Here is a 20357-nt window from a genome sequence, read left to right on the forward strand (position 1 = left end):
AGGAGTCCGTTTTTATATCTGATGAATTCGCGGATTATGGACGAGCCACAAAACCCACCGCTTCATACGCTTTCTTCAACGTTTCTGCAGCGCGAGCAGATGCTTTCTCTGCACCTTGCTTCATCACTTGATCCATGTAAGCACGGTCGGCACGAATACGGTGGTATTCAGCTTGAATCGGCTCAAGCATCGCAACCAGAGCTTCACCAACGTCTTTCTTAAATGGACCGTACATTTCAACGCCTTGGTACTTCGCTTCAATTTCTTCAAAGCTCATACCTGTCGCCGCAGAGAACAGACCCATTAGGTTCGAAATACCCGCTTTGTTGTCCCAATCGTGGGCAATACGCGGTGGCGTTTCTGTGTCGGTTTGCGCCTTGTTGATCTTCTTAAGAATCGACTTCGGCTCTTCCAAAAGCGTAATCACGTTCTTACGGTTATCATCCGACTTAGACATCTTCTTCGTCGCATCTTGCAGGCTCATGACACGCGCATTCACGGTTGGGATGTACGGCTCTGGCACTTGGAAGATTGGCTGCTCAGGCGAGTAGATGTTGTTAAAACGGTTCGCAACATCACGTGCTAGCTCTAAGTGCTGCTTTTGGTCACTGCCAACTGGCACTTGATGTGCGCCATAAAGCAGAATGTCAGCCGCCATCAACACAGGGTAATCAAACAGACCAACATTGACATCACCAAACTGGCTAGAGCTGTCTTTCGAGTAACGTGCTGACTTATCTTTAAACTGAGTCATACGGCTCAGCTCACCCATCTGGGTGTAACAGTTAAGAAGCCAACCAAGTTGAGCATGCTCTGGTACATGTGACTGAACAAATAGCGTGCTCTTTTGCGGATCAACACCAACGGCGAGACAGATTGCTAATGCGTCTAGGGTCGCTTCATGCAGCGCTTTCGGGTCTTGGCGAACCGTAATTGCGTGAAGGTCTACCACACAGTATTGGCAATCGTAATCGTCTTGCATTTGCTGCCATTGACGTAGAGCACCCAAGTAGTTACCGATACTTAGTTCACCTGATGGTTGAACACCACTCAATACAATGGGTTTGCTCATGGGAATAGTTCCTTTGACTTCTTAATCTAAATAAATGAAAAACCGTGTCGATTCAGGGTCTACCACCCAGTGACACGGTTTACTCAGTGTACTCATTGATGAGTATTTTGGAAGATCTTTTGTCGCCGTTACGCCGAAACAGCGACCGCTTCGACCAAATCTGCGATGGTGTCGGCGACAAAATCTGGATTCGATGCCGCGATAGGCTCACCGTGGTTATAACCGTATGTCAAACCAAATGAGTGGCAGCCCGCATTTTTCGCCGCTTTGATGTCGTTACTAGAGTCGCCCACCATTAGCATCTCTTGCGGCTGACAATTGTGTTTCTCAAGCAACCAGTTCAACGCCATTGGGTTTGGCTTCTTCTCAGGGAAGGTATCACCACCAATCACATCGACAAAGTACTTGTCTATGCCATGCTTGGCTAATACTTCAGGGACAAACTTCGATGGCTTGTTGGTTACAAGCGCCATAGTGAAGCCCGCTTTGTGCAGCTCGGCTAAGGTCTCTTTTACTGCTGGGTAGAGGTGGCTCAGTTTGTGACCGCTCTTTTCGTAGTAGTCATCAAATAACACTCGAGCCCTAGCCAATAGCTCAGAAGACAAATCTGGTGATACCGTTAGGCTACGACTTAACGAACGACCAATGAGTACGTCTGCACCATTGCCGACGTAGTCACGGACTTGCGCTTCCGTTACTGCTGGGTAACCCAGTGCTTGTACCGCTTGGTCTGCCGCGACGGCCAGATCTGGAACGCTATCGAGCAGCGTTCCGTCCAAATCAAATGCGATTAATTTTATGTTGCTCATTGAATTAGTTAACCTTTGCTAGCTCAGCGCGCATCTGGTCAATCACTTCTTTGTAGTCTGGCTGGTTGAAGATTGCAGAGCCTGCAACAAACATATCTGCACCCGCTTCCGCGATCTCTTTGATGTTTTCTACTTTCACACCACCATCGATTTCAAGGCGAATATCACGACCCGATTCGTCAATCATCTTACGAACGGCACGCAGCTTATCGAGTGTTTTAGGAATGAAAGATTGGCCGCCAAAACCTGGGTTCACCGACATCAACAAAATCATGTCGACTTTATCGATAATGTACTCAAGATGAGAAAGTGGTGTTGCTGGGTTTAGAACCACACCTGCTTTACAGCCGTACTCTTTGATCAACTGAAGCGTGCGGTCAACATGCTCAGAGGCTTCGATATGGAAGGTGATCATTGAGGCGCCCGCTTTCGCGAAATCAGGGATAATGCGGTCAACAGGCTTCACCATAAGATGCACATCGATAGGTGCAGTAATTCCGTAATCACGCAGTGCCTGACAAATCGGAGCGCCAAAAGTCAAGTTAGGTACGTAGTGGTTATCCATTACGTCAAAGTGAACCACATCAGCACCAGCTGCGAGCACTTTCTCTACGTCTTCACCAAGACGAGCCATATCCGCAGACAAAATCGATGGAGCGATAAGGAAATCTTTCATACCTGACCTCTAGTAGTAATTGGCATCATTGCACACTGAAGAAACTTTGCGCGCAATTCTACCTAAGCTAAAGGTCAGAAGATAGGGAAGCGTAATGAAATGTGATTATTTGCCTGAAACAGGGCGGAATAAAGCAAGAAGCTCGTCGACCTTGTTGCGCCCCGCGCCATTGCGACTGATGGTACGTTTCACTTTAACCACATTCAGCTCCGCACCATGATAGAGGCGTCGGGTTAGCGTTGTATCGTGGTTGGAAATCAGCACAGGAATACTACGCTCTGTGGCTGCACGCTCCGCGACATCCGCCAATGCGGCTTGATCATCAAGGGTAAAACCATTGCCTGCGTAAGAGGTGAAGTTAGCGGTCGTCGAAAGGGGCGCATACGGTGGATCGCAATAGACCACGCTGCCTTTGCGCGCTCGTTTGAAGGTGTCATGATAGCCTTCGCATACGAATGTCGCTTTCTTAGCTTTCTCAGCAAAAAATTCGAGTTCGGCTTCTGGGAAATAAGGCTTTTTGTAAGAACCGAATGGGACATTAAAGCCGCCCTTTTTGTTGTAACGGCACAAGCCATTAAAACCAAAACGGTTCATGTACAAGAAGGCGAGCGAGCGATACATCACGTCATCTGTCGCGTTAAACTGCTCACGAATATGCAGATACGCCTCTTTTCGGTTGTTCTCTGGACAAAACCAACGCTTGGCTTCAGAGATATACGTCTGCGGGTCGTCTTTGAGCAGGTTGTATAAGTTGATCAAATCTGGATTGATATCCGCCAGCAGATATTGTTCATAGTCCGTGTTTAGGAATACAGAACCAGCACCAACGAACGGCTCCACCAGCTTACGTGCCTCTGGCAAGTGACGCTGGATATCTTCGACAAGTCCGTATTTTCCACCTGCCCATTTCAGGAAGGCACGTTGCTTCTTCATCTACTGCTCTATCTATCAACCAAAATTGAGGCTGCGGAATGTAACATATTTTGCGTCGAATCTCAGACTATTTTCCGCGTTCAATCTCTCTATGAACCTGACTCAGTGATTTTGCCCAAGGTTCAAGCTGTTGTAACTCATCGGAGAGTTCTGCCACGCCGTCTCGAGCGACTTGGATGGTCGGAAAGTTATCGTAGGTGATAATGAACCATTCCACATCATTGCGGACAGTTGGGTAGATATAAACGTTCTGTTTGAGTTGATAGGTGTCGAGGAATGCTTGTACATCAGCTAAATCAGTCACTGCTGCCAATTGCAAGGTGTAGCTGCGTGGTGAAAATGCTTTCAGCTCCTCTTTGGTGAAAGAAAAGTTCACGACGGGTTGCGGTGCGACTTCAGGCTCAGATGCACTTTCAGGCTCTGGTGTTTCATCTTCAGGAATCGACGCCTCAACCACTTGGTCAATCGCGGAAGTATCCACCGTTTCTGGTTTGTCATCGAGCAAGGCGTCAACCACTTCTGAGGTAATCACCACGCGTTGATGCCCATCATCACTGCTGCCGACACTCGTCACTTCGCTCGTTACGGCTGGCGGCAAAGATTGCGAGTCATCTTCGGCGCTTGCCAGCATAGGGTCAACCACAGGATCTGGGGTAATGATTGCTGAGTTAGATTCGGTTGATTCTGCGCTAGAAGTGGCATCGGGTAGCGTCGGAATCACGGTTTGTTCAACAGACTGCGTGATCTGCTGCATCTTATCGTTTGGTGAAGGCTGAGACATCATCCACCAGTAGCCAGCCCCAACAAGTAGCAGGAGAGTCATCACCACTAAGGCGATATTGATAGGCGAGCCGATAATCGAACGGATAATGATCCTTTTTTCCACTTTGTGATCCCCTAATGCCATTATTTCGCCAGGACGGCGAGCCACTGTGCGATACGCATTGCGTACTCGCTTCTCCATGTCATCTTCAACATATCTAACCACCAATTGCTCAAAAAATCGATCCGCTTCCGACTCGGAAAGGGCATCGATCTCGAGATCAATGGGTTTGTGTTCTTGCCCATAACTTAGACGCGTGAGCAATGCATCCAGTGTGTTTGACTGTGCAAACAACAAGACATTAACGGTCCAAAGTGGGTTTTGCTGAGATTCCAGAACCAACATCCACAGCTCTGAAATAAACGACTCACTGAGCAAATGCGCATCATCAATGGTGATAACAATGTCACACGCTTCCCCTTCCATCATTCTGACGAAAGATTCCACCAAAGAGTCTGAGGGATTAAAAAGCGGCTCCGACACCAACTGCGACAATACCGTCATGCGACGTTGTTCATCATCTTGATTCGGAAAACACAGCAGCAAGGCTTGATTCTTCTCTAATGCCCACGCTTCAAGATAACGCTGAGCGAGCCAAGTTTTACCCGCGCCGTTATCACCAGCGATCGTCACTAAGTTAGAACCAAAGTTAGTCAACAACTGCAGTCTCTCAAGCAATTCTACTTGAGAGTCTAACTCCAACACATGCGAGTCATGCGCCATGTTCATCCGCCACCCTAAAGATAATACTCAAAGATACCAACTCAGCGGCTTATACAACGAATTGTTGAGCTGTTTTCTGGGCTGGTATCACACCAAGGTAAGATTAAATATCGCGACCAAAATCAATTGCTTGCTTGATAATGGCTTCAGGTACACCTTTTACAACGTCTGCGGTACCAATGCTTGTTGGTAACACCAATCGAAGCTCACCCGCCAACACTTTTTTATCGCGCATCATATGACGCATAAAATCGTCAAACGTCATCTGCTCTGGAGTGTGTACAGGAAGTTTTGCTTTTTTAAGTATAGAGACAATTCGCTCAACTTGCGCTTCAGAGATAAGCCCATGAAGCTGGGCCGTTTTTGCCGCCATGACAGTGCCAGATGAGACCGCCTCGCCATGAAGCCAGTTGCCGTACCCGAGTTCTGCCTCAATGGCATGACCAAAGGTATGCCCTAAGTTCAGCAATGCACGAATGCCTGACTCTTTTTCGTCTTGAGCCACAACCTCTGCCTTAATCTCACAACAGCGTGCGATTGCGTAAGTCAGTGCGGTTTCATCAAGAGCGTACAGCTTGTCTAGGTTTTCTTCTAACCAAACAAAAAAGTCCTGATCGTAGATAATGCCGTACTTGATTACTTCAGCGATACCCGCCGCAAACTCACGTTCAGGGAGTGTTTTCAAACAATCGGTGTCGATCACTACCGCTTTAGGTTGGTAAAAAGCACCAATCATGTTTTTACCTAGCGGGTGGTTGACTGCGGTTTTTCCGCCAACCGAGGAGTCCACTTGTGACAGAAGCGTGGTTGGGATCTGGATAAAATCAACGCCACGCTGGTAACAAGCGGCTGAAAATCCGACTAAATCGCCAATCACACCGCCACCTAACGCAATCACCACCACATCACGAGCGAAGTTCCCTTCTAGCAAGTAACTCATTACGGTATTGAAGGTCTCGAGTGATTTGTATTGCTCACCGTCTGGCAGTTCCAATAGCGAGGATTCACAACCAAGTTGGTCAAGTAAAGAGAGGATTTTGTCGGCATAAAGTGGCGCTACAGTGACATTAGAAATCACTACCACTTTTTGTTTCTGCGCTAAGAAAGAAAGGTGGGCCGGATTATTAAACAATCCGGCACCAATTGAGATTGGATAGCTACGTTCGCCTAAGCTGACCGTAATCCGTTCCATGGGTATTCTCCAATTGCTAAAAGTCTTAACGTTCTTCTAGCATTTTTACGATCTGGTTGGCTACCACTTTTGCACTTTGATCGTCTGTACGTACTGTGTAATCCGCAATTTCTTCGTAAAGTGGGTTACGTTCACCTGCTAGGGCTTCCAACACTTCACGTGGATTATCAGTTTGTAATAATGGGCGCTTCTTGTCGCGGTTAGTGCGAGCAAGCTGTTTTTCAATCGTTGTTTCTAGGTAAACCACGATCCCGCGAGCAGAAAGACGATTGCGGTTTTCTTTGCTCTTGATTGAACCACCACCTGTCGCAAGAACAATGCCTTGCTCTTCGGTAAGGTCGTTAATCACTTTTTCCTCGCGATCACGGAAGCCTTCTTCACCTTCTACGTCAAATACCCAAGCGATATCTGCGCCTGTACGTTCTTCAATAACGGTATCAGAATCAACAAACTCCATATGAAGTTGTTGAGCTAGGTGTCTACCGATTGTGCTTTTGCCGGCACCCATTGGGCCAACAAGGAAAATATTGCGTTTCTCAGCCATGTTTAGCAGTAATTTACAACGTTAATTCAATGACATCGCCACAAGAAATGCCAGTCTATAACTAGCGATGAAGATGCTTGTGGCACCGATTCCTCACAGATAATTCGTGATAAGACCCGAAATTATCTAGATATGGTGCCACTAATGCAAATTTATTTTTTCAAAGTCACCATTTCTTACTGAATCACGACTTTCGGCGTAACAAAAATAAGCAGCTCACTTTTGCCCATTTGTTGATAAGAACGTCTAAACAACGCACCCAAAAGCGGTAAATCACCAAGCAGAGGCACCTTGTCCACCGTATCGGTAACACTGTGCTGGAAAATGCCCCCTAGTACGACCGTCTCGCCATTCTCTACCAACACTTGGGTACCAATGCGCTGGGTATTGATCGCCACCGCTTCACCCGTTCCGGTTTTGACTACGTCACCAGGCCTATCTTGAGTAACATTTAAATCCAGAACCAGACGGTTGTCAGGGGTGATCTGCGGCGTAACTTTTAAACTGAGTACCGCTTTCTTAAATGTCACCGTAGTCGCACCACTTGACGAAGACTCCAAATAGGGAATTTCTGTACCCTGTTCAATGTAGGCAGGCTTTTTGTTTGTGGTAATCAGGCGCGGACTTGAGATCACTTCAGCTTTTGACTCACGTTGCAAGGCTGAGAGCTCCAAGTCTAACAACAGATCTGAGCCTAATTTTGCCACTTGAAACGCTATCGAAGACGCAGTCGCTGACGTGGCACCTAGGTTTACATTTAAGAAGTCATCCACTGGCAAGTTGTCCCCTTCAAGCAACCCTGCTTGGAACAGGTTACTCTCAATCGAGCCGCCCACAGTGTTGTTTCCGTTCGTAGAAGTAAAGCCCCAACGGACACCTAGCTCATCTAAGTTACCTTCGTTGACACTAACAATGCGCGCTTCGATTTGAACCTGTTTTACAGGAATGTCGAGGGTGTCGATAATGTCGCGAATAACGTCAATATTCTCTTTCAAATCACGAATCAAAAGCGCATTAGTGCGTTCATCCACAGTTAAAGAGCCGCGCTCAGAGAGCATACTGGCGGCTCCCTGCCCGCCGATCATTTCTGCAATTTCCGAAGCTTTGGCAAACTTAATCTTGATAATCTCTGAGCTCAAATCACCCAACTCTTCTTCTAGGCGCGACTTTTCCAGCATCTGCTGTTCACGCAAATCTAGCTCGGCCTTTGGTGCAACCAGAACCACATTGCCGTCGATACGCTTATCTAAGCCTTTCACCTGAAGGATAATATCCAGCACTTGTTGCCAAGGCACACCATCAAGACGAAGCGTTAAATTGCCTTGAACCGAATCTGATACGACTAAGTTAAAGTCGTTGTAGTCCGCGATAAGCTGAAGCACGTTACGAACTGGGATATCTTGAAAATTAATCGATATTTTTTTGCCACTTTTTTCAAGAATACTTTTCTCTTGAAGCTTCGTTTCTACCTTGGGCTGAGTGACGACCAATTCGAGATAGTTGCCCGTCAAATGGTAGTCGTAGCCATAATCACCATCGACACTGGTGAGCAAAATGACACGATCCTCTTTACGAAACACCTCTATCGACGACACATTGGTAGCGAAGTCTTTCACATCCAATACGTAAAGCTTGTCGTCGGAAACGCTCGTGTCCATCAATTCAATACTCAGACCTTCTTGCGCTTTATGAATATCGACAGCGATGTGAGGCGTGGCCAGTTCGACCACTATTTTGCCGTTTTGCTGCGAATCAACCCGAAAGTCTATAGAATTTAATTGATTCATAGCCTGCTGAGCATAACTGGTCGGCAATAGCACCAGTGCACAAATAACCATAGCGCCCTGAAGGAGGTAACTTAATGGGTTTCTTAATCCTTTCATCTCTAACCGTAATTCCTACTTGAGCGCCAACTTTACGCTACGTTTATTCCAACAACCTAATCCATCCGGAAGGGTCTCATTTATTTTTAGATAGTCGTCTGCCACGTGTGTGACTTTGCCATTGTTCAATCCGATATATTGCCCAGAGCTCACTTTCACTACATTGCCTTCAGGAGTTTGAACCAAGGCCGAGACTCTCCCTCCACTGCCCATGACGCCTTTAAGACGCAGTTTGCTGAGCGGGAAACGTTCAAGCTGTCCGGTTTTTCTCCGCTGTGCAGGTTGCCAACAGTCTGCCTTCGCTAGAGGCTGATTGAGGACAAGCGCCGCTTGAGGCAACACAAAAGGCTCGCGCTGGTTATGTGATTGATAGGCGGAGATTTGAAAATCGAACACGGGCTTTAAGTCCACCACATCTTGTCTTGCTTTACGTTCAACTTGCGCGACAAACTCATCGAGAGACTCCTCATTCGCTTGGCAGCCAAGCAGAAACAGAGATAAGCCTAATAACGCCAACTTATTTTTCATCTTCTACCTCCGGCTTAAATTGATAGGTGTAAGCTCGAACGCGAAAATGCAGCGTGCTGCTCTCCTGACTAACGCGCTGCCAATCAATATCGTCAAAATTGATGATGCGCGGAAGCTCGGCGATCGCTTGACTGAAGTCTCCGATGCTGTGGTAGTGGCCAGTAAGTTCTATGTTGAGAGGCAAGCGATAAAGGAACTCTTGATTCTGTTTTTGCCCCCAATCAATTCGCGTAAATGTGAGCGAATTTTTTAACCCTTCTTCGTTAACCGATGCCAACATGGAAGCGAGTTCTTTTTGGACTGGCAACTGACGTGATAGATAATCGTAACGCTCCGACAGCTCATCTAACTGAGCTTGGAGCTTGGGCAGAGTAGCGACTTTATTCGCTTTGATGGTCGCCGTGGATTTTAAGGTCACCTCTTGTTGGCGAAGTTGTTCGATCTGCTCCATTTGCGGTTGCAGATAAAACCAATAGCCTGCAGCCTGAATCAAACCCGCGATTAGGAGTATGACAACCAGTTGAGGGAGCAAGGGCCATTCTGCCAACTCTTCTATGTCTAATTCGTTGTAACTAGCCATTGCTGCTTACCTCTACATTCTGTTTATTTGGTGCACTAGCAACAAAGGAGAAAGAGACATTAAAGCTTTGAAATTTCTTATTGAACCGCGGGGTGTCATGCACGATGGAGTGCATCTCTACGTTTCGAATGTGGGTGGAGCTCTCTAAGTTATCGAGCATGGTTGCCAAACGAGAAGTGGTATCGCTGATCCCTGATACACGCACCTGCAAACCATTCATTTTCACCTTGTCGACATAGACACCTTCAGGGATGAGTTGCGGCAATGTATTCATAAAATCAGTGGTTTTATTACGCTGATTTTGTAGCTTCTCGACCACTGCAAGTCGCGTTAACAGCGCCTTATGCTCCTGCTCTACTTCTTTTAAGGCATCAATCTGCTTATCAAGTTGGGAAATGTAGGCGTTGAGGTAATTCAAGCGAGACTGCTGTGCTTGGGTTTGGCGTTGAAGGTAGCTTGCCGCCCCCCACTGAGCGGCTACGGCAACAAGGACGCCAATTAAAAGCAAGCCAACGAATCGGTGTTTGTGACGGTCGCGTAGTTGATCACGCCATGGAATTAAATTGACACTATGCAGCATGATCTTGCTCCAACCAATCCAGGCCTCTTAACGCCAAACCTGCAGCTGTTGCGTACGCATGGCCTGTCGAATAACTGGCGGATTTCTTGTTGTTTTGCCGCTCAAATAGCGCCAACGGGTTGAACAGCTCACACTCAGTGTTCAGCCGCCTAGCGATTTCTTCTGCCAACATCGGCGTGACGGCGCCTCCGCCCGCAAGCCAGATTCCTTGCACCGAAACACCATGAACCGAAGTGAGCATTTGAATGTTGCGCTGCAACTTATCGACCAGAGCAAAAATAAAACGCTCTGTACTCCCGTGGACTAGGTGCTCCAATTGATGATCGTTTTCAATCAGTTGCGTCCCTAAAGCAATCTCTTTGCAAAAAGGCGCCTTATCTTGCAAGTCCATACACACCGAGGTTTGGCTCAAGCCAACGTCCACCAGCAACCAATCAAACTTGTGCTGCATTCTTGATGCCATTTGCCAAATATGGACCAGGCTGTGCGTTTGCACATCGAGTAATACGGGTTGATAGCCAGCTTTTGTCGCGGCCTGAACTCGACTTTCAGCGACATCACGTTTGGTGGCATACACTTGATAGCTGGCCAAAGCTTGTGATGCACTCGCTCGGCTCACTTCAACGAAGTCAAGATTGAGCTCTTCGATAGGAAATGGCGACTGATGAGCAAACGCTTGGAAAATCGCGTACTCTCTTTCCTGCGCGTCTAATGCGCTATCTATCTGTAAAACCTTACTTATTACAGCATTGTCTGGTATTGCCAACGCAACTTTGCGACTAAATAGCGGTAGGGACTTCCTTAGTTCTTTGAGTTTCTTTACAATTTTCTGATAATTTAACATGTGGTTATCAGTGAAAATGTCGGCTTCGATTGGCAACTCTTGGTAACTCACGAGTGTAAACGTGCCTTTTGAGGGCTTGAGAGCTACCGCTTTTATACTGTGGTGGCCAATATCAACGCCGATGACTAGAGATTTACCCATGCTTTGCTCCATGCTGTTGCTTAGCTCTATGTTCGTAAATTGATGGTTTCTTACCGCACACTAACCAGACGAGCTAAGGTTTTAGCTTAAAGTACAATGGTTTGCATATAGTGAACCTAATTAATCAGGGATTCTCCGGTGAAGTTCATAAAGCGATTGTTCATTTTTTCACTGGTTTGCATGATTCTTGGAGTCGGTACAATTTTCGGCTTCTATTTCTATGTCAAACCAGAGCTACCCGATGTAGCGACTTTAAAAGACGTAAAGCTGCAAACGCCCATGCAGGTGTTCAGTCAAGACGGCAAACTGATCTCTCAGTTTGGTGAAAAACGTCGCATACCGGTTAGCTATGACGAGATTCCTCAACACCTAATCGAAGCCCTAATCGCGACTGAAGATAGCCGCTTTTATGATCATCCAGGGATCGACCCAATTGGCATCACGCGAGCAGCGGTTGTCGTTGCAATGTCGGGGTCGGCAAAGCAAGGGGCAAGTACCATAACCCAGCAGCTTGCGCGAAACTTCTTCCTCTCCAATGAGAAGAAGATCATGCGCAAAATTAAAGAAATCTTTATCGCCATCCATATTGAACAATTGCTGAGCAAGCAAGAGATCATGGAGCTTTACGTCAACAAGATCTTCTTGGGTTACCGTTCGTACGGCTTTGGCGCCGCTGCACAAACGTATTTTGGTAAAGATCTTAAAGATTTAACGCTGAGTGAAATTGCCACTCTGGCTGGCATGCCAAAAGCACCGTCAACCATGAACCCTATTTATTCTGTTGATCGCGCTACTAACCGTCGTAACGTGGTTTTACTGCGTATGCTCGATGAGAAGTACATTACTCAAGAAGAGTACGACCAAGCTCGCGCTGAAGAGATTGTTTCCCGTTATCACGGCGCAGAAATCGAGCTGAGTGCCCCTTACGTGGCTGAACTCGCTCGCGCATGGATGGTAGCTCGCTACGGTGAAGAAGAAGCGTATACGTCTGGGATGAACATCTACACGACTGTAGATTCCAAGCTCCAAGCTGCGGCGAACAAAGCCGCAATCAATAACCTGATTGACTATGACATGCGTCATGGCTACCGCGGCGCTGAAAAAGTGTTGTGGACACCGGAGCAACCTGCTTTTGATGAAGACGAGATCAACAAAACTCTGCGTAGTGTTCCAAGCTATGGTGACATCACTCCTGCGGTAGTCACTAAGGTGAATGGTAAGCAAGCATCCGTTGTGATTAAGAATGAAGGTAGTCAAACGCTTAACTGGGATGGCATTAAGTGGGCACGCAAGTTTCTAACCGATGATCGCCAAGGAGCAGCACCAAAATCCGCAGCCGACGTTTTGGCCGTTGGCGAACAGATTTGGGTGCGCCAAGTCGCAGCTGTGGACGAAAGCGAGCAACCAACCTCAACGTGGGAACTAAGCCAAGTACCAAATGCGAATACCGCGTTTACAGCAATGAACCCAGAAAATGGTGCCGTGCTTGCATTGGTCGGGGGCTTTAACTTTATCCATAACAAGTTCAACCGCGCAACTCAGTCGGTACGTCAAGTAGGCTCAAGTATCAAACCTTTCATCTATTCAGCAGCGATTGATAAAGGATTAACATTGGCAACCTTGATTAACGATGCGCCAATCAACCAGTGGGATCAAAGCCAAGGTACCGCTTGGCGCCCTAAGAACTCGCCTCCGACTTACGTTGGTCCAACACGCCTGCGCATCGGCCTTGCTCAGTCAAAGAACGTAATGGCGGTTCGTGTACTGCGTGAAGTAGGATTGGATGAAACTCGCCAATACTTGACACGTTTTGGCTTCGATATCGATCAGGTGCCACGCTCAGAAACGATTGCTCTCGGAGCGGGTAGCTTAACACCGATGAAAATGGCGCAAGGTTATTCAGTATTTGCCAATGGCGGCTACTACGTTGAACCTTTCTACATCAGTCGTGTAGAAGGCCCATTTGGCGATTTAGAGTTTGAAGCAACACCAAAAACCATCTGTCGCGATAATTGCGACGCCGAAGAGACTCTCACTGAGCAAAACGAGTTTCAAGAGCAAGATGTTGCCCTCGAAAATACGCCGCTTGACGAAAACACTGAGCCTCAGTATGCGCCTCAAGTCATCTCGGAGCAGACCGCATTCCTAGTGCGAGAGATGATGTACAGTAATGTTTGGGGTGGTGGTAATTGGCGCGAAGGAACTGGCTGGAATGGTACAGGCTGGCGAGCTCAGAAGCTGGAACGTCGTGATATCGGTGGTAAAACCGGTACCACCAACGATTCCAAAGATGCTTGGTACAATGGTTACGGTCCGGGCATGGTTGCTGTGGCCTGGGTCGGGTTTGATGATCACAACCGAAAACTGGGTCGCACGACACCCAACAGTAACCTTGGCAAAAGCCAAACATCTGGAGCAGAAGCAGGCGCAAAAACAGCGCAACCTGCTTGGGTAGATTTCATGCACGATGCACTAGAGGGTGTGCCTCAGGTCGACAAATCTATCCCACCAAACATTGTTCGCGTGCGTATTGATCGCGACACAGGCCTGCTGACCAACAAGTTTGATGGCAGCGCGATGTTTGAATACTTTTTGGAAGGCACTGAACCAACAGAGTATGTGACAAACCAAATCACAGACAGCATTTATACGTCAGACGATGGCAGTGAAGAACTCTTCTAAGTGATGAACCAAAGAGGCTGATGTAATCCATCAGCCTCTTTTTATTGCCTTAACACTGTCATACGGTGCAGCCTAAGGTGACTAGCCGCAATTTAAATCTACACAACACACAGACTAATTAGACTCAATACTCGCCAGTTGCTCTTTGATTGCGTTCGCTAGTTGCTCAAAACGAGTTCGAAGCGGTGATCCAGGTCGATACACCAGAACAATACTGCGTGACGGCACAGGATTAATGGCACGAACGTAGCAAACTCCATCCTTTTGTTTCTCTTTCGGCAAAGAGAGCTCGGGCAATAACGTAATCCCCGCTCCCGCTGCAACCATATTGCGTAAGGTCTCTAGGCTCGTCGCTTTAAAGCGCTCATCATCTTTTGCCCCAGCAGCAAAACAGAACCCCAAAGCCTGATCTCGCAAGCAGTGACCATCTCCCAGCGCTAACACCGTGCGCCCATTGAGCTCAAGCATATCGACCTCATCCAATGCCGCCCATTCATGATCGCAAGGCACCGCAACACTCATTGCCTCATTGAAGACTTCGATTTCTTTAAAGGGTGCCGTTTCTGCGACAGAGGCCAGCACAAGGCAATCCAGTTTTCCATCTTCTAGCTGCCTAACCAACTGATGCGTCTGCGCTTCATGAAGAAAAAGTTCAAGCTGTGGAAACTGCTCTTTCATCATAGGGACAATTCTTGGCAACAAATAAGGTCCAACCGTCGGAATAAATCCGATGTGCATAGGACCCACCATTTCACCCGCTTGCCCACTGGCCATATCTTTAAACGTTTTCACTTCCGACAAAATACGCTTAGCTTGGTCGACCAATTGCAACCCTGCATCGGTAAATAGGACACGGCGACTGCTCCGTTCTAACAGTGCGGTCCCCAACTCATCTTCGAGTTTTCGAATTTGACCACTCAACGTTGGCTGACTCACAAAACACGCTTCAGCTGCCTTGCGGAAGTGTTTGTGTTCAGCTAAAGCTACTAAGTACTCAAAGTCGCGAATATTCATTGTTGGTTGCCCCCACAAAGTAGATAGAAAGAATCTATCAAAACCATAGCATTAAACGATTAGAGCTATCAAAGAATTTCTTTAATAATAACCCCATCAAAACAGAGCACAGTGAACACACTGATAAGACTCACTGAAAATTTTAAATAAATCATCAAGGAAACTCATATGTTCGTATCGAAAGAAGGTCAAAGCGTTCCACAAGTTACTTTCCCAACCCGTCAAGGTGACGCATGGGTTAACGTGACAACAGACGATCTGTTCAAAGACAAAACCGTTATTGTGTTTAGTTTACCCGGTGCTTTTACACCAACGTGTTCTTCAAGCCACCTGCCGCGTTACAACGAGTTGTTCCCTGTATTTAAGGAGCACGGCGTGGATGAGATCTTATGTCTGTCGGTGAATGACACCTTCGTGATGAATGCATGGAAAGCCGATCAAGAAGCCGAAAACATCACTTTCATTCCTGACGGCAACGGCGATTTTACCGAAGGTATGGGTATGCTAGTCGACAAAAATGATTTGGGCTTTGGTAAACGCTCATGGCGCTACAGCATGCTCGTGAAAAATGGCGTGGTTGAAAAAATGTTTATCGAGCCAAACGAGCCGGGCGACCCGTTCAAAGTATCAGATGCCGATACCATGCTGAACTACATCGCTCCAGATTACAAAACGCAAGAGTCCATTACGGTATTTACTAAGCCAGGTTGTCCTTTCTGTATGAAAGCGAAACAAAATCTGATTGACCACGGTCTTCAATATGAAGAAGTGATTCTTGGCAAAGATGCAACCACAGTGAGCTTGCGTGCTGTAACAGGTCGCTCAACCGTTCCTCAAGTCTTCATCGGTGGTAAACACATCGGTGGTAGTGAAGAACTAGAAGCGTTCCTAGGCTAACTCAATGCCCTCAGTCTCCCGATGCCAACCTGGCTCGGGGGACACCCTACTCACTTCCTTGAGTCTTGATACTTGGTTGTCTTAAACCAGTCCAACAACGTATCAGGATTGACCCCAATTACCTTCCCAAGCCCCACACTGGCTTGGCTAGAAAAGCGAGAACCGTTATGAAACAGTTAAACGTTGATGTTGCCATTATTGGTGGTGGTACAGCTGGTCTTGGTGCATACCGCGCGGCCAAAGCGCACACGGACAGTGTTGTGATGATTGAAGGTGGTCCATATGGCACCACGTGTGCTCGCGTGGGTTGCATGCCTTCAAAGCTGCTTATCGCAGCAGCGGAAAGTGTCCACCAAATCGAAAAGGCTCCAGGCTTTGGCGTTTACCCGCAAGGTGATATCACCATCAACGGACGTGAAGTAATGGATCGTGTGAAACGCGAACGCGACCGCTTCGTTGGCTTTGTGCTTGAAGGCGTTGATGAAATACCCGCTCAGGATAAGCTCCAAGGCTACGCGACTTTCCTTGATGACAATACACTCATGGTGGATGACCACACTCAGGTTAACGCTAAGCGAATCGTGATTGCGACGGGTTCTCGACCCGCATATCCAGCCGTGTGGAACGAACTGGGCGATCGACTTGTGATCAATGATGATGTGTTTGACTGGGATGACCTACCTGAATCAGTGGCGGTATTTGGTCCAGGTGTTATTGGCCTTGAGCTTGGTCAAGCGCTGCACCGCTTGGGAGTCAACGTGAAGTTGTTTGGCTTGGGAGGTCAAGTAGGCCCGCTCACAGACCCAGAGGTTATGGCGTACGCCGATCAAGCGTTCAAACAAGAGTTCTACTTAGATGCGGACGTGAAAGTCGAGAGCATGAAACGTATTGAAGGCGAAGACAAAGTTGAAATTCAGTTTATCAATCACGATGGTGAACTTGAGAGTTTTATTGTTGATTACGTCTTGGCGGCCACTGGACGTAGACCGAATGTCGATAAGCTAGCGATTGAAAACACCAACATTGAGTTAGATGAACGCGGTGTGCCGACCGCTGATCACTACACGCTTCAAACGTCAGTAGAAAGCATTTTTATCGCAGGTGACGCGAGTAACCAAATTCCATTGCTTCACGAAGCCGCAGATCAAGGTCGTATCGCGGGCGACAATGCAGGCCGTTTTCCCGATATTCGAGCGGGACTGCGTCGCTCTCCGATTTCAGCGGTCTTCTCTGATCCACAAATTGCGATGGTCGGTGAAACCTATAAGCAGTTAACAACACGTTTAGGCAATTGTGGCTGTTTTGCGACGGGTGAAGTTTCTTTTGAGAACCAAGGCCGCTCGCGAGTCATGCTACGCAACAAAGGTATCTTGCATGTCTATGGCGAACAAGGTACTGGACGTTTCCTTGGCGCAGAAATGATAGGACCCAATGCCGAGCATCTCGCTCACTTGCTTGCTTGGGCACATCAAAACCGAATGACAGTGTCAGAAATGTTGGATATGCCTTTCTATCACCCTGTTATCGAAGAAGGCGTTCGAACAGCCTTACGCGATCTCAACGCGAAACTGCATCTTGGCCCAGAGATGATCAAACACTGCCTAGATTGTGGTCCTGGTTGTTAATCCGACTAAAAATAAAAAACGAGCCCAGTGGCTCGTTTTTGTCTTTAGCGTAAGAAGAAATTATTTTTCTGCGGCAATCACTGAGATCTCAACTAATAACGCCTCACGCGCCATATCCCCCGTTACACAAGCTCGCGCTGGTGCATACCCCTCTGGTACCCATGCATCCCAAACAGCATTCATCGCTTGGAAATCTTGCATGTCTTTGAGGTAAATGGTCGCCGACAACATGTGTTCTTTATCGCTGCCCGCTTCAATCAATAGTTGTTCGACTTTATCGAGCATAGTCTGCGTTTGCTCGGTAATACCTTGTGTTGCATCTGCGCACACCTGACCACATAGATAGATGGTGCCATTGTGCTTCACAATTCGGCTCATACGTTGTTTCGTGTGTTGGCGCTCGATCATTTTTCTCACTTTCTCATTCATTTACGATACTCTAGTAACACGCTATGTTACCTAAATTCGTATCCTCATGACATGCCCATACTGCAAAGATAACTGGTTCTGGCAAAAGATTGGTCGTTGTAAACGCTGCATGGATCAACTCACCGTGCTGTCTGTTTTATGCTGGATCGCCTGGTGGTTTTTGTTCAAAGACAACCCAAAAAGTATTGAGTCCATTGCGCTACTTATGGCGGGCTTTGCATTCAATGCACTTCTCGCCCTTCACCTTTGGATGCGCTTTGTGATCATTCCTTGGCAGGGGCGCAATAAAAACAAACGGTAGACGAATTTGAGATCGGATAAAAAAAGCCCCAAGGACAATGTGTCCTTGGGGCTCTCTTAGATTCGTCTAAGAAAAAGCAGTGGTACTTTAATAGACCCAGCTTTTTATAAAAGGTTCCCAAATTGATCGATCTTTTTTGATCTTTCTTCAAAAACCTTCCAATTCATACTCTTATGCCACATTGGCACGAGCAATGGATTTCTCGACTAAGTTAACTTCTAATGCGACTTCATCACACGCATGTTGACGTGGACACTGCTCGCAATCTTTGAGCACTTTTTCCGGCAATAGTGACTTCGAGGTCGGTAGGAAGTTTTGCTTCATAAAGAATTCTGGCGTACGAGTCAGCACAAAGACTTTTTTGATCGCCATCTGACGCGCTTTTTCTACCAAATACTGCACAATAGCACTGCCTTGTCCCTGACCTTGCCAACCCGCTTCGACACCCAGTGAACGCACTTCGGCTAAGCCTGAATCATACACATACAAAGAGGCACAACCTGTCACTTCACCGTGATGCTCCGCAACCGCAAATGAACCAATGTCGCGCACCAACTCATTACGAGAGCGTGGTAAGTTTTCTCCCATGTTCGCCCAATGCGTTACCATGCCTTCAAGCGCTTCAATGTCGGTTAAACGTGCAGGGCGTACTTTGACTGTCGAAGTGTCACGTTGAGTTAAACGCGATTCCGCTTGCTCAACCGCATGTGCGACTTGTTTTGGAGAGACCCCTCCCAATGCGCTGCGCTTCTCGAGACAAGATTCAATGGTTAAGATGTCGTACACATCTTCTTCAATCACATCTGAAAACTCTTTCAGTTCAGCGATAGAGAGCTCTTCTAGTGCGCAGCCTTTAGCAATCGCTCCGACAACCGCAACCCCAACAATATGGTGCGCCTCACGGAATGGAATTCCTTTCGCTACAAGGTAGTCAGCCAGTTCAGTCGCGTTCGCGTAGCCTTGTTTCGCCGCCTCTAGCGTACGCTCACCATTGACTTTAATACCATCAAAACAGAGCGCTGCCATTTCCATACAGTCATTCCATGTATCGAGTGCGTCAAATAAGCCCTCTTTGTCTTCCTGCATATCTTTGTTGTATGCGAGCGGCAACGCCTTCACTGTCATCATCATTCCAGCTAGGGCGCCGTAGACGCGACCAGTCTTACCACGAATCAGCTCAAGGGCATCTGGGTTTTTCTTCTGTGGCATCAATGACGAACCAGACGTGACGGTATCAGCCAGTTCGATGAAGTTCGACTCACCCGAGTTGTAGAAAATCATATCTTCAGCAAGACGCGAAAGGTGCAGCATGGAGATCGACGCAATCGACATCAGTTCCATCACATGATCACGGTCCGAAACTGAATCAAGCGAGTTACGTGTTGCACGGCGGAAGCCTAAACTATGGGCAAGTTCTTCACGATCCATTGGGTATGCGGTACCAGCCAATGCGCCAGAACCAAGTGGGCAAGTGTCAAGACGATGAATGGCATCATTTAGACGAGAGTAATCACGCTCAAACATCTCAACGTAAGCTAAACACCAATGCGCAAAAGTGACCGGTTGAGCACGTTGCAAGTGCGTATAGCCAGGCAACACCGTGTCTTGGTGTACTTTCGCCACGGATACCATTTGCGATTGCAAACGATCAAGCGCAATAAGCAATTGCTGACCTTGCTGACGACACCAGAGCTTGAGATCGGTCGCCACTTGATCATTACGCGAACGCCCTGTGTGGAGTTTTTTACCTAAATCACCCACTTTGCTGATCAGTTGCTGTTCAACCCAAGAGTGAATGTCTTCCGCATCTGAGCGAAGGATCTGATTCGGATCTTCCATCACTTCAAGCTTGAGTTCATTCAAAGCTAACTCAAGCTTCTGTTGCTCTTCTTCTGTTAAGACGTTAACGGAAAGCAAAGCCTTGGACCAAGCAATAGAGCCGACAATATCTTGCTCAGCTAGTCGGTAATCAAAGCGCAATGAGTCATTAAAATCTTTAAATCTCGTATCTGCCGCTTGGGTAAATCTTCCGCCCCATAATGCCATCGCGTTTCTCCTGATTACCAGTGCTCACTATTTGT

The 20357-nt window shown here is 47.3% G+C and carries 19 protein-coding genes; 4 read left to right on the top strand and 15 right to left on the bottom strand.

The features are described from left to right. Positions 1 to 34: 34 nt before the first annotated feature. The 12 genes from trpS to pilM all read right to left on the bottom strand — a co-directional run bounded on the left by trpS (position 35) and on the right by pilM (position 11328). Positions 35 to 1072 (bottom strand): tryptophan--tRNA ligase, encoded by a 1038-nt coding sequence (gene trpS / locus U9J37_RS10145; RefSeq protein WP_005474216.1) that lies wholly within the window; start codon positions 1070 to 1072, stop codon positions 35 to 37. Between the two features lie 128 nt (positions 1073 to 1200). Beyond that, on the bottom strand, positions 1201 to 1881 hold the full coding sequence (locus tag U9J37_RS10150; RefSeq protein ID WP_005474231.1) for a phosphoglycolate phosphatase: 681 nt from the start codon (positions 1879 to 1881) through the stop codon (positions 1201 to 1203). 4 nt (positions 1882 to 1885) lie between these two features. Further along, on the bottom strand, positions 1886 to 2557 hold the full coding sequence (gene rpe, locus U9J37_RS10155) for a ribulose-phosphate 3-epimerase (protein ID WP_005474184.1): 672 nt from the start codon (positions 2555 to 2557) through the stop codon (positions 1886 to 1888). Between the two features lie 105 nt (positions 2558 to 2662). Further along, entirely contained in the window at positions 2663 to 3490 is an 828-nt protein-coding gene (locus U9J37_RS10160; protein ID WP_005474179.1) for a Dam family site-specific DNA-(adenine-N6)-methyltransferase, read from the bottom strand. Between the two features lie 67 nt (positions 3491 to 3557). Beyond that, on the bottom strand, positions 3558 to 5042 hold the full coding sequence (locus U9J37_RS10165; RefSeq protein ID WP_322413810.1) for an SPOR domain-containing protein: 1485 nt from the start codon (positions 5040 to 5042) through the stop codon (positions 3558 to 3560). Positions 5043 to 5139: 97 nt separating this feature from the next. After that, complete coding sequence (gene aroB, locus U9J37_RS10170; RefSeq protein ID WP_005474138.1) at positions 5140 to 6228, bottom strand: 3-dehydroquinate synthase; 1089 nt, start codon at positions 6226 to 6228, stop codon at positions 5140 to 5142. A gap of 25 nt (positions 6229 to 6253) precedes the next feature. After that, positions 6254 to 6772, bottom strand: coding sequence for a shikimate kinase AroK (gene aroK / locus U9J37_RS10175; RefSeq protein ID WP_005474150.1), 519 nt, complete (start codon positions 6770 to 6772; stop codon positions 6254 to 6256). A gap of 176 nt (positions 6773 to 6948) precedes the next feature. Beyond that, on the bottom strand, positions 6949 to 8610 hold the full coding sequence (locus U9J37_RS10180) for a type IV pilus secretin PilQ (RefSeq protein ID WP_005474140.1): 1662 nt from the start codon (positions 8608 to 8610) through the stop codon (positions 6949 to 6951). A gap of 60 nt (positions 8611 to 8670) precedes the next feature. Further along, positions 8671 to 9183: a pilus assembly protein PilP gene (locus U9J37_RS10185; RefSeq protein ID WP_005474229.1), complete on the bottom strand. Its 513-nt coding sequence runs from the start codon at positions 9181 to 9183 to the stop codon at positions 8671 to 8673. Continuing rightward, complete coding sequence (locus U9J37_RS10190) at positions 9173 to 9763, bottom strand: type IV pilus inner membrane component PilO (RefSeq protein WP_005474200.1); 591 nt, start codon at positions 9761 to 9763, stop codon at positions 9173 to 9175. Before U9J37_RS10190 ends, U9J37_RS10185 begins: the two co-directional genes overlap by 11 nt. Then, positions 9756 to 10343 (bottom strand): PilN domain-containing protein, encoded by a 588-nt coding sequence (locus tag U9J37_RS10195; protein ID WP_005474158.1) that lies wholly within the window; start codon positions 10341 to 10343, stop codon positions 9756 to 9758. Before U9J37_RS10195 ends, U9J37_RS10190 begins: the two co-directional genes overlap by 8 nt. Then, positions 10333 to 11328 carry a type IV pilus assembly protein PilM gene (gene pilM / locus U9J37_RS10200; RefSeq protein ID WP_005474188.1) on the bottom strand — a complete coding sequence of 332 codons (996 nt, stop codon included), beginning with the start codon at positions 11326 to 11328 and terminating at the stop codon, positions 10333 to 10335. The genes U9J37_RS10195 and pilM overlap by 11 nt, the downstream gene beginning before the upstream one ends. 138 nt (positions 11329 to 11466) lie before the next feature. On the opposite strand from pilM, the gene U9J37_RS10205 reads away from it, so the two are divergent. After that, positions 11467 to 14010, top strand: coding sequence for a penicillin-binding protein 1A (locus U9J37_RS10205; protein ID WP_043887187.1), 2544 nt, complete (start codon positions 11467 to 11469; stop codon positions 14008 to 14010). Between the two features lie 114 nt (positions 14011 to 14124). Here U9J37_RS10205 and oxyR read toward each other — a convergent pair whose 3' ends face one another. After that, complete coding sequence (gene oxyR, locus U9J37_RS10210) at positions 14125 to 15024, bottom strand: DNA-binding transcriptional regulator OxyR (protein ID WP_005474154.1); 900 nt, start codon at positions 15022 to 15024, stop codon at positions 14125 to 14127. Positions 15025 to 15192: 168 nt separating this feature from the next. Between oxyR and U9J37_RS10215 the strand changes: the two genes are divergently transcribed. Beyond that, positions 15193 to 15921: a redoxin family protein gene (locus U9J37_RS10215; protein ID WP_005474181.1), complete on the top strand. Its 729-nt coding sequence runs from the start codon at positions 15193 to 15195 to the stop codon at positions 15919 to 15921. A 167-nt stretch (positions 15922 to 16088) separates the two neighbouring features. Then, positions 16089 to 17546: a dihydrolipoyl dehydrogenase gene (locus U9J37_RS10220; RefSeq protein ID WP_005474215.1), complete on the top strand. Its 1458-nt coding sequence runs from the start codon at positions 16089 to 16091 to the stop codon at positions 17544 to 17546. 60 nt (positions 17547 to 17606) lie between these two features. Here the strand turns inward: U9J37_RS10220 and U9J37_RS10225 are convergent, their stop codons facing one another. Further along, positions 17607 to 17954, bottom strand: coding sequence for a RidA family protein (locus tag U9J37_RS10225; protein WP_043887188.1), 348 nt, complete (start codon positions 17952 to 17954; stop codon positions 17607 to 17609). Positions 17955 to 18021: 67 nt separating this feature from the next. On the opposite strand from U9J37_RS10225, the gene U9J37_RS10230 reads away from it, so the two are divergent. After that, complete coding sequence (locus tag U9J37_RS10230) at positions 18022 to 18276, top strand: DUF3624 domain-containing protein (RefSeq protein WP_005474208.1); 255 nt, start codon at positions 18022 to 18024, stop codon at positions 18274 to 18276. 171 nt (positions 18277 to 18447) lie between these two features. Here the strand turns inward: U9J37_RS10230 and argH are convergent, their stop codons facing one another. Further along, positions 18448 to 20322: an argininosuccinate lyase gene (argH, locus tag U9J37_RS10235; protein ID WP_005474206.1), complete on the bottom strand. Its 1875-nt coding sequence runs from the start codon at positions 20320 to 20322 to the stop codon at positions 18448 to 18450. Positions 20323 to 20357 lie beyond the last annotated feature (35 nt).

It is taken from the genome of Vibrio sp. 16, assembly GCF_963681195.1.
Classification (GTDB): Bacteria; Pseudomonadota; Gammaproteobacteria; order Enterobacterales; family Vibrionaceae; genus Vibrio; species Vibrio sinaloensis_D.